This window comes from Pseudomonas sp. (assembly GCF_050739935.1).
Taxonomy (GTDB): Bacteria; Pseudomonadota; Gammaproteobacteria; order Pseudomonadales; family Pseudomonadaceae; genus Aquipseudomonas.
The window spans coordinates 1-10,274 of record NZ_JBOICF010000113.1; the positions used below are offsets into that span (position 1 = coordinate 1).

At 58.4% G+C, this 10,274-nt stretch carries 10 protein-coding genes; 3 read left to right on the forward strand and 7 right to left on the reverse strand.

Annotated elements, in window-relative coordinates:
- Positions 1-362 precede the first annotated feature (362 nt).
- The 5 genes from groL to ACRER8_RS22880 form a co-directional block, all read right to left on the reverse strand.
- Positions 363-2,006: a chaperonin GroEL gene (gene groL / locus ACRER8_RS22860; RefSeq protein WP_431748460.1), complete on the reverse strand. Its 1,644-nt coding sequence runs from the start codon at positions 2,004-2,006 to the stop codon at positions 363-365.
- Between the two features lie 52 nt (positions 2,007-2,058).
- Positions 2,059-2,352 (reverse strand): co-chaperone GroES, encoded by a 294-nt coding sequence (locus tag ACRER8_RS22865; protein ID WP_062384143.1) that lies wholly within the window; start codon positions 2,350-2,352, stop codon positions 2,059-2,061.
- A 253-nt stretch (positions 2,353-2,605) separates the two neighbouring features.
- The gene (locus ACRER8_RS22870) at positions 2,606-3,103 is read right to left on the reverse strand and encodes an FxsA family protein (RefSeq protein WP_431748461.1); all 498 of its coding nucleotides are present in this window, start codon (positions 3,101-3,103) and stop codon (positions 2,606-2,608) included.
- Positions 3,104-3,168: 65 nt separating this feature from the next.
- Positions 3,169-3,900, reverse strand: a complete 732-nt coding sequence (locus tag ACRER8_RS22875) for a HugZ family protein (protein WP_431748462.1) — start codon at positions 3,898-3,900, stop codon at positions 3,169-3,171.
- A gap of 397 nt (positions 3,901-4,297) precedes the next feature.
- Positions 4,298-5,305, reverse strand: a complete 1,008-nt coding sequence (locus ACRER8_RS22880; RefSeq protein WP_431748463.1) for a DUF481 domain-containing protein — start codon at positions 5,303-5,305, stop codon at positions 4,298-4,300.
- A 158-nt stretch (positions 5,306-5,463) separates the two neighbouring features.
- On the opposite strand from ACRER8_RS22880, the gene ACRER8_RS22885 reads away from it, so the two are divergent.
- On the forward strand, positions 5,464-5,832 hold the full coding sequence (locus ACRER8_RS22885; protein ID WP_431748464.1) for an MGMT family protein: 369 nt from the start codon (positions 5,464-5,466) through the stop codon (positions 5,830-5,832).
- 42 nt (positions 5,833-5,874) lie between these two features.
- Complete coding sequence (locus ACRER8_RS22890) at positions 5,875-7,434, forward strand: AmpG family muropeptide MFS transporter (RefSeq protein ID WP_431748465.1); 1,560 nt, start codon at positions 5,875-5,877, stop codon at positions 7,432-7,434.
- A 193-nt stretch (positions 7,435-7,627) separates the two neighbouring features.
- Here the strand turns inward: ACRER8_RS22890 and ACRER8_RS22895 are convergent, their stop codons facing one another.
- A complete protein-coding gene (locus ACRER8_RS22895; RefSeq protein ID WP_431748468.1) occupies positions 7,628-8,485 on the reverse strand; it encodes a mechanosensitive ion channel family protein in 858 nt (285 codons plus the stop codon).
- 176 nt (positions 8,486-8,661) lie between these two features.
- Positions 8,662-9,147, reverse strand: a complete 486-nt coding sequence (locus ACRER8_RS22900; protein ID WP_431748466.1) for a YajQ family cyclic di-GMP-binding protein — start codon at positions 9,145-9,147, stop codon at positions 8,662-8,664.
- A 171-nt stretch (positions 9,148-9,318) separates the two neighbouring features.
- Here ACRER8_RS22900 and ACRER8_RS22905 point away from each other — a divergent pair, with 171 nt between their 5' ends.
- Positions 9,319-10,239, forward strand: a complete 921-nt coding sequence (locus tag ACRER8_RS22905; protein WP_431748467.1) for a putative 2-dehydropantoate 2-reductase — start codon at positions 9,319-9,321, stop codon at positions 10,237-10,239.
- Positions 10,240-10,274 lie beyond the last annotated feature (35 nt).

Sequence of the window (10,274 nt, forward strand, 5' to 3'; positions counted from 1 at the left end):
CTCCGCGTTCGCCAGCAAGCCGGCTCCTACAATGAATTGGGGGTCGGCGAAGAGTTGTGTTCGGCATCAGAGTGCAGCAGAGCGTCCCGGCCGGCGTCTCGCGCGGAGCGTGGGATCGATCACAAAATTCCAGTGCGTAGCAAGAGGTCGGCCAAACCAAGGGCAAGCGCCCTTGGCTACCTTTGGAAATAGAGAACGGGGCTTTTCCAGGTAGCTCGCCGACGGCGAAACAATTCGGACGTTACGACGAAGCGAAATCAGCGCTACCCGACATAACGAATACACACAATCCCAACGCCAACAAGCACCCATAAAAAAACCCCGCCGAAGCGGGGTTTTTTATGCATCAGCGCAAGGCTGGCTTACATCATGCCGCCCATGCCACCCATGCCGCCCATATCTGGCATGCCGCCAGCTGCAGGCTTGTCTTCTGCCACGTCAGCAATCATCGCCTCGGTGGTGATCATCAGACTGGCAATCGAGGACGCCGCCTGCAGAGCAGAACGAGTCACTTTCGCCGGGTCCAGGATACCCATTTCGATCATGTCGCCGTATTCGCCGCTAGCAGCGTTGTAACCGAAGTTACCCGAACCCTGCTTGACCTTGTCGACTACAACGCTTGGCTCGTCGCCCGAGTTGGCAACGATCTGACGCAGAGGTGCTTCGACAGCACGACGCAGCAGAGCGATACCGACGTTCTGATCGGCGTTGTCGCCTTTCAGCTCGGAGATAGCCTGCAGCGAGCGAACCAGCGCCACGCCACCGCCAGGTACCACGCCTTCCTCAACGGCTGCGCGGGTTGCGTGCAGGGCGTCTTCAACGCGGGCTTTCTTCTCTTTCATTTCAACTTCGGAACCAGCACCGACCTTGATTACCGCAACGCCGCCAGACAGCTTGGCCAGGCGCTCTTGCAGTTTCTCTTTGTCGTAGTCGGACGAAGTGTCACCGATCTGCTGACGGATCTGAGCGATACGACCATCGATGTCGGCACGAACGCCGGCGCCGTCGATGATGGTGGTGTTTTCCTTGTTCAGCACGACGCGCTTGGCGTTACCCAGGTGCTCCAGGGTAGTGCTTTCCAGGCTCAGGCCGATCTCTTCGGAGATAACGGTACCGCCAGTCAGGACAGCGATGTCCTGCAGCATGGCTTTGCGACGGTCGCCGAAACCAGGAGCCTTGACGGCTGCGACTTTAACGATGCCGCGCATGTTGTTCACGACCAGAGTCGCCAGGGCTTCGCCTTCGACGTCTTCAGCAACGATCAGCAGAGGACGGCCGGCTTTGGCAACGGCTTCCAGCACTGGCAGCATTTCGCGAATGTTGGAGATCTTCTTGTCAACCAGCAGCAGCAGCGGGCTTTCCAGCTCGGCAACCATGGTGTCCGGCTTGTTGATGAAGTACGGGGACAGGTAGCCACGGTCGAACTGCATGCCTTCCACGACCGACAGTTCGTTTTCCAGACCCGAACCTTCTTCAACGGTGATAACGCCGTCTTTGGTCACTTTTTCCATGGCTTCGGCAATGATGTCGCCGATGGAGCTGTCGGAGTTGGCCGAGATGGTACCAACCTGAGCGATTGCCTTGGTGTCGGTGCAAGGCTTGGACAGCGATTTCAGCTGAGCAACGATGGCGATGGTTGCCTTGTCGATGCCGCGCTTGAGGTCCATTGGGTTCATGCCGGCAGCGACGGCTTTCAGGCCTTCGTTGACGATGGCTTGAGCCAGAACGGTAGCGGTGGTGGTACCGTCACCAGCGTCGTCGTTGGCACGGGAAGCAACGTCTTTGACCAGTTGCGCGCCCATGTTTTCAAAGCGGTCTTTGAGTTCGATTTCTTTGGCAACCGACACACCGTCTTTGGTGATCAGCGGAGCGCCGAAGCTTTTCTCGATGATGACGTTACGGCCTTTAGGGCCCAGAGTTGCTTTTACCGCGTCAGCCAGGACGTTTACACCGGCGAGCATTTTCTTACGGCCAACGTCGCCGAATTTAACTTCTTTAGCAGCCATGATCGATATTCCTTAAATACTTTGTAGTAACGGGAAAATGAGGGTTATCAACTCAGCCTTCGACGACCGCGAGAATTTCGTTCTCGCTCATCACCAGCAGGTCTTCGCCATCTACTTTCACGGTGTTGCTGCCGGAGTAAGGGCCGAACACCACTTTGTCTCCCACTTTCACGGCCAGCGCACGTACTTCACCGTTGTCCAGGATGCGACCGGCACCGACGGCGATGATTTCGCCACGGTTTGGTTTCTCAGCAGCCGAACCTGGCAGCACGATACCGCCAGCAGTCTTGGTTTCTTCTTCGCTGCGACGGATTACGACGCGGTCATGCAGAGGACGAAGCTTCATTGTCGATCTCCTAATTATGGTTTTTGAACGCCCGGTGTTGGCACCGGCGGGTAGAACATCCGGGCTTGCCGGTTACGGTTCGCGAGCGAACCGCAGAATACGGTCTGACGAAATGCGCCAGAAACCTTGCGGTGACCCATACATAAGGGCGAGCAAGCTGATTACAAGGCTCGATGAAGAAATTTTTTAATGGTGACGGGGCGCGAAAATGCGCACGGCACCCTCAGGTGCCGTGCTGTACGTCGAGCAGTATTCACTTCTTATCGACGGGCTCGTATTCGCCCTCGATGACTTCGCCTTCGATCACATCGGGCTGACGGGCGCCCGGTCGACCTGCGCCGGGATTCGTTGACCCCGCCGAGCGCAGATCGTCAGCGAATGCACGCTGGCGACTGGCTGCGGCCTCGGCGCGCTGGCGCACCTTGCTCACCAGGACGCGGCGGGTAAACGGCATCAGACAGATCAGGCCCAGCACGTCACTGATGAAGCCGGGCAATACGAGCAGTCCGCCACCGACCGTCATCATCAGGCCGTCCATCATCTGCTGTGCGGGCAATTCGCCCCGCGCCAGACTCTGGCGAGCACTCATGGCGGTCGCAAGCCCTGCGACTCGTACGACGAAAATCCCGAGCATCGATCCGCCGACAACCAGCAGGAAGGTCGGCAGAAAGCCGATCGACATCCCGACTTTCACCAGCACGAACAGCTCGAGCACCGGAAAAAGCAATAAAAGCAGTAGAAAAGCGCGCATCAAATAGTTTCCTCAACGGAAGAAGGCTTCCAGTAGACACTAGGTGAAGTCGCAAAGTCGTTAATTCAAGCTTCGGTTGCTTCAGCGGTCGGCCATTTTTCCGCGTGAGCCAGCTGAACCAGGGCCTGGCGGACTTGTGTCGGCGTGTTACAAGGCTCGGCGAAGGCCAGCCAATACAGGCTTTGCCCGATACGCAGGTGCATGCCTTCGCTGTCGATGCCGACCAGAACCGCAGGCTCTGTCTGCGGCAATCCGGCAAGTTCGACGTAATGCGCAATGGCCTTGGTGTGATCTTCATTCATATGCGCGACCATGCTGGTCTCGGCGGCACCGGCGAACGGGTTGGCCAGCGCCACATCATCCAGCCAGTGAATCGCGCCGAAGCCGCCGATATAGCGGTAGCGCACCGGAACCAGTACCCAGAAGTCGAAATCGTGAGCGCTGTGGTAGCTCTGCGATTCCGGGAAATAGCGGTAGTAGCGTTGCGCAGCGGCTTCTATCGCGGCTTCGTCCATGAGTTTCCGCGCTTCGGCCATCACCGTGATACGGCCAACCGCCTGGACGTCTTGCGCTTCGCGCTCGCCTACGATCAACGAGCATTTGGCGTCCAGCTGAAGATTATGGGTGTGCTGGGCGATACGGCTGATCAGGATCAGCGCGCGGCCTTGATCATCCAGGCAATACGGCACCACGGAGCCGAACGGATAACCGGGCATCGACTTGGAGTGGGTCGACAGCACGCCGCGGTACTCCTTGAGCAGCAGTGCTCGGGCTTGCCGGTTGGCTTTGGCGCTCATGATGTGGCTCCTGAACAAATGAAATCGACAAATACGAGAGACGCGCAGCAGCGTATGGCATGTGAGGCCACACGATAATCGTTATCGCGAAAGGGTGCCAGATTCAGGGAGCGTGACGATTTTGCAGGGGGTTTGCGTAAAATTTTTCGGGCGGGCTGACTGTACGCGGTCACTGTGGGGCGAATTCATTCGCGAAAAGCGTTCATGCGATACAGAGCTGTCGCCTGTGCCGCCGTCTCGCGAATGAATTCGCTCCCACAGTCACAGTCACAGTCACAGTCCCAGTCCCACAGTCCCACAGTCCCACAAGTACAGTGCCCGCCAGCCCACAGTCCCACAAATACAGCGCCTGCCAGAGAACCCGGGAGGCGCGTCCGGTCATCTATATAAAGAAAACCTACCAGGACACACCGAAACCGGCGGTATAGCGGGTCTTGTCCAGGTCGCCGTTGTCCGAGCCACTGATGTTGTCTTTTTCAGCCTTGACGTTGAGCGAGGCCCATTCGGTGACCTTGTAACGCAGACCCACTTCAGCATCGAGGCTGTAATCGGCGACGCCACTGATCGGTTTACCCACTTCGCCGTTAGTGAAGAACTCGACCTTCTTGCCGATCAGGAAACGGTTGTAGTCCCAAGTGCCTGAGACCGAATAGAAGTGATCTTTCTCGTTGTTCGAGTATTCAAAGTCAGTGCGGTTGAGCAGTGCCCCGACCTTGAAGGCTCCCAACTCGTCATCCCAGAACTGGTAGCCCGGACCGGTACCGACCGTGCGCTGACGGTCCAGGTCTTCGATGGTGTCACGCTTATAGGTTAGACGGCCGTCCCAGAACCACTTGTCCGTGAAGAAACGGTCGACCGAGTACTCCGCGCTCCAGTTGTTGATGGTGGTCAGGTCGTCCTGCGATTCGCGGTTGTACTCGCCCTTGGCGTTATGCCGCCATCTGCCATGGGTGGCCGAGGTCTTGAAAGCAATGTTGTAATCGTCGGTGTCGTTTTCCGCACGCTGGAAGTCCAGGGCAGCGTCGATATTGCCCTTCCAGACCAGGTCGGTAACCACGGGCTTGGGCTTCATGATTTGCTGGATGCTGGCCAGTTCGACAGTCTTTGGCGCATCGCCGTTGGCAAGGGTGACCTTACCGTCGTCGGCTGCGTGCAGCGACTTGGAAATCTCGCCGGTATAAGCGTCCTGCTTGACCAACAGGTGCTGATCGCTTTCCAGCGTCTTGATTTCTTTCCAGTCCAGCGGAATATCGCCTGCATATTTGGTGTTGAGCAGCAGCTTGCCACCGTCGAAGACCTTGATGGTCCCGGTCAGCTTGTCACCGTTCTTCAACCAGACGGTATCGGCGAGCAAGGGAGTGGAGGCGCTGGTAATGGCGAGGCACAACAGGGTTCTGGACAACATAAGCGACGACAGGGCTCTAGGGAGGTAAATAGGGCATTATCCTGCAGGACAACGTCGAGGCAATCCAGGGACCGCCAGCACAGGTATCACTGACCGTAGGAAATTTCCCTAGTTCCTTATCGAAAATTCCCGCTAGCCGTTTAAACAGGAACGAATGCGTGACCGAACACACTTCCCTCATCGATGACCCGACTGGGCTGTCCCCCGCAGAGGCCCGGCGCACGGCGCTTTACCTGACATTGCATCAGGTGCCTGAGGGCAAGGTGGTCAGCTACGGTCAGTTGGCAGAACTGGCCGGTTTAGGACGAGCGGCGCGTTTCGTGGGCCGAACCTTGAGCCAGTTACCTGAAGGCAGTTCCCTGCCCTGGCATCGCGTTTTAGGCGCCGGAGGCCGAATCAGCCTGGCCGCCGGAACGGTTTCAGGTGAGGAACAGCGCGCGCGTTTGCGCGCCGAAGGCGTGACCATCCGTAACAATCGTGTGGATATGCAGCGTCATGGCTGGCGTCCGACAGAGCACAACGGTTAGAGTGCGCGCTTTGTTCACGTAACCTGAGGCAGACTTCAGCCCATGCCCCGCAAAACCTGGCGCGCCGCGCTCGCCGCATATGCCAGCCCCTCTACGTTCGTGCTGTTGTTGCTCGGCTTCGCTGCGGGCATGCCCTATATGCTGGTGTTCTCCACCCTCTCGGTGTGGCTGCGTGAAGCCGGCGTCGCCCGTGAAACCATTGGCTACGCCAGCCTTATCGGCCTGGCTTACGCCTTCAAATGGGTCTGGTCGCCACTGCTGGACCAATGGCGCCTGCCGCTGCTCGGCAAACTCGGGCGTCGTCGCTCCTGGCTGGTGCTTTCGCAATCGCTGGTGACGCTGGGCCTGATCGGCATGGGCTTCTGCGATCCGCAACAGCATCTGTCATGGCTGATCGCGATCGCCGTACTCGTGGCTTTCTCCTCCGCGACTCAGGACATCGCCATCGACGCTTACCGTCTGGAGATTGCTTCCGACAGCCAACAGGCCACCCTCGCCGCCAGCTACATGGCGGGTTATCGCGTTGCCGCCCTGCTGGCCACCGCAGGCGCACTGTATTTCGCCGAGGGCTTCGGCTCGACCGGTTTTGCCTACAAGCACTCGGCCTGGGCCGGCACCTATGTGCTGTTCGGCCTACTGATGCTGCCGGCGCTGGTGACCACGCTGATCATGCGCGAACCCGCCGTGCCGCTGCGCACACAGCTATCGGCGGCCCGCTACGGCTTCGCGCATCAACTGGCGTCGGTGTTCGTGCTGATCATCCTGCTGGTTTCCGTTCCGGCGATGTTCACCCAGTTGTACAACACCGATTTCGCCAGCGTGCTGTTCCAGGGCACCACCTGGAAAAGCCTTTTGATGGAAGACCGCGCCTTCCTGCGCGCCATTCTCTATACCGTGCTGACTGCGGCCTGCCTGTCGTCCATGGGTCGACGCGGACTGGCGCCGGTGCTGACGCCGATCAACGATTTCATTCTGCGTTATCGCTGGCAGGCGTTCCTGTTGCTCGGCCTGATCGCAACCTACCGCATGTCCGACACGGTCATGGGCGTGATGGCCAATGTGTTCTACATCGATCAGGGTTTCACCAAGGACCAGATCGCCAGCGTCAGCAAGATCTTCGGCCTGGTAATGACGTTGTTGGGCGCGGCATTCGGGGGCCTGGCGATCGTGCGCTTCGGTATCTTGCCGATCCTGTTCATCGGCGGCGCTACTTCGGCGGCGACCAACCTGTTGTTCCTGATGCTGGCCGACATGGGGCCGAATCTGAAGATGCTGATCGTCACGATCTCCCTGGACAACTTCAGTTCCGGTTTGGCAACTTCGGCGTTCGTGGCGTACCTCTCGAGCCTGACCAACCTCAAGTTTTCCGCCACCCAGTACGCGCTGCTCAGCTCGATCATGCTGCTGTTGCCGCGTCTGATCGGCGGGTATTCAGGGGTGATGGTGGAAAAGCTGGGCTATCACAACTTCTTCCTGGTAACGGCGTTGATGGGCGTACCCACCCTGTTCATGATCGCCCTGCATTGGGCGCAGGAGCTGCGCAAGGAAGGGTCGGCCGAGGATCAGAAGCCAGCCGAGACACCGGCGACCGAACAGCCTTGATGACCTGAACGGCGGGCGCCAATTGCGGGAGTCGGCTTGCTGGCGAATGCGGTGGGTCAGTTACGAATGATTTGACTGACACATTGCTTTCGCCAACAAGCCGGTTCCTACAGATTCAGCAATCCTGAAAGACAACAAAAAGCCCCGATCTCTCTCTCGCGAGTCGGGGCTTTTGTCATTTCAGCACGCAGGATTAACGCTGAGGCGCCGCTTCCTGCTGCTGCTGCTGCACCACACGCACCACCCGCTGCGGGAACGGGATGTCAATGTTGGCGGCACGCAGACGATCGCGGATCTCGGCGTTGAAGCGGTTGGATACGTCACCGAAGTCGCCAGTCTTGGTCCAGACGCGCAGCGATACGGTGATCGAGCTGTCGCCCAATGCCGCTACCACCGCTTGCGGTGCCGGATCTTGCAGCACGCGCGGATCGTCAGCCATTTCCGTCAACACGCCAAGCGCCTGCTTGAGGTCGGCGTCGTAGTCGATGCCCACGTCGAAGGTGATCTTGCGGGTAGGCTGACGGTTAGTGTTGGTGATGATGCCGTTCGACAAGTTGCCGTTGGGCAGGATCACGGTCTTGTTGTCGCCAGTGCGGATGATCGTGTGGAAGATCTGAATGCTGTCAACAGTACCTGCCACGCCTTGCGCTTCGATCCAGTCGCCAATGCGGAACGGACGAAACAGCAGAATCAGCACCCCACCGGCAAAGTTGGCGAGGCTGCCCTGCAAAGCCAGACCGATGGCCAGACCGGCCGCACCGATGGCTGCGACGAAAGAAGTGGTCTCGACGCCAATCATCGAAGCGACGCTGACGATCAGCAGAATCTTCAGAATGATGTTGGCCAGACTGCTGATGAAGCCTTGCAGTGCCAGATCCACGTGACGCAGTGCCAACAACGCGCCGACCTTGGACGTCAGCCTGTTGATCAGCCACCAACCCACCAGCAATACGATAACGGCCAGCAGCACACGGCTGCCGTACTGCATGACCATGGGAATCCAGGCTTGGGAAGCCTTGACCAGATGATCTACCTGGCCGTTCAGATCCAGATCCATTGATTGCTCCTTGTGGTCGCGAAACGAAAGACTGAAGCGATGACACCTCAGGGCGCCATCGCTTCAACGGGACCTGCATTCGGACGCATACAAACCCTTCAGGTTCCCGTTCAGACGTGGAATGCCGGCATAAATGCATTCACAAATGCTGAGACAGGTTGCGCAGGTGGTCAGTCGCGGAAGTTGTTGAACTGCAATGGCATGCCGAATTCGTGGCCACGCAGCACTGCGATGGCTTCCTGCAGATCGTCACGCTTCTTGCCGGTCACGCGCACCTGCTCGCCCTGAATGGCGGCCTGAACCTTGAGTTTGGCTTCCTTGATGTGAGCAACGATTTTCTTCGCCAGCTCCTTGTCGATGCCTTCTTTGAGCACGGCTTCCTGTTTCATCAGCTTGCCGGATGCATAGGCGTCCTTCACTTCCAGGCACTGCACATCGATCTTGCGCTTGACCAGGGCCAACTTGAGGATTTCGATCATCGCTTCAAGCTGGAAGTCCGCTTCAGCGGTCAGGTTGACGGTGAGTTCCTTTTCCTTGAACTCGAAGCTGCCTTTGCCTTTGAGGTCATAGCGGCGATCCAGCTCTTTGATCGCGTTGTCGACGGCATTCGTGACTTCGTGTTTATCCAGTTCGGACACTACGTCGAACGATGGCATGTGGATTCTCCAATTGAACGGCGCAGCTCGACATGTAGATGGAGCACGCCTGACTTGACGGTATGAAAGCGCGGTCATTATAACGAGACTTTCCCCCTGTTCATGTGAGCCTGCGATGTCGTTTTCGTTTTCCTTTTCACCGCGGTTCTCCGAGTTGCGGCGTAACTTCCTTTGAAAGCGAGCCTATGGCACGTTCTCGGCGCGGGCAGCTTGGGTAGTCTGTGGGCGACAAGGCTGGCGCGGGCAGGTTTGCCGGTGCGGTTGATTCTGCGTAATGAAGCACGCCTGAAGGCTTACAACGCGAAGGGCGGCTTGACCCTGAGCGAGCAAGGCCAGCGTCAGAGTCTGGATATTCCAGCGCAAACCCTCGACGACCCGCAGCCCATCGCGCGACTGCTGGTCGCCTGCAAGGCCTACGACGCCGAACGCGCAGTCACCAGCATCGCTTCACGGCTCGTTCCCGGTGCCGAAGTACTGCTGCTGCAGAACGGCCTCGGCAGTCAGCAAGCGGTTGCCGCTCTACTCCCACAAGCTCGCTGCATTTTCGTTTCCAGTACCGAAGGCGCGTTTCGGGATGAGGACTTCAGCGTGGTGTTCGCCGGGCAAGGCACCAACTGGATGGGAGATGCACAGCAACGCCCTGCCCCGGCCTGGCTCTATGACCTTGTCCTGGCCGGTATCCCGCATCAATGGACTGCGGATATCCTCGACCGTTTGTGGCGCAAACTGGCGCTGAACTGTGCGATCAATCCGCTGACCGTGCTGCACGGTTGCCGAAATGGCGAGTTGCAGGCCCATGCGGATGAGGTCACTGCGTTGTGCGACGAGCTGGTCACCGTGCTGGAACGCTGTGGCCAGCCGCAGGCGGCTGTTGGCCTGCATGAGGAAGTGAACCGGGTGATCGAAGCCACGGCGGCCAATTATTCGTCGATGTATCAGGACGTGGTGCAGAGGCGCAGAACAGAGATCAGCTATTTGCTGGGTTATCTGTGCATCGCCGCTGCGCGTCACGGATGTCAGGCGCCTCTTCTGAATCGACTCCGCGAGCAGCTGATCGAGCATCTGAAGGCGAAAGGCTTGCCGAGCGATTAGCCGCCCCGGCTTGTTCGATGGCCCCCATTCTGTAG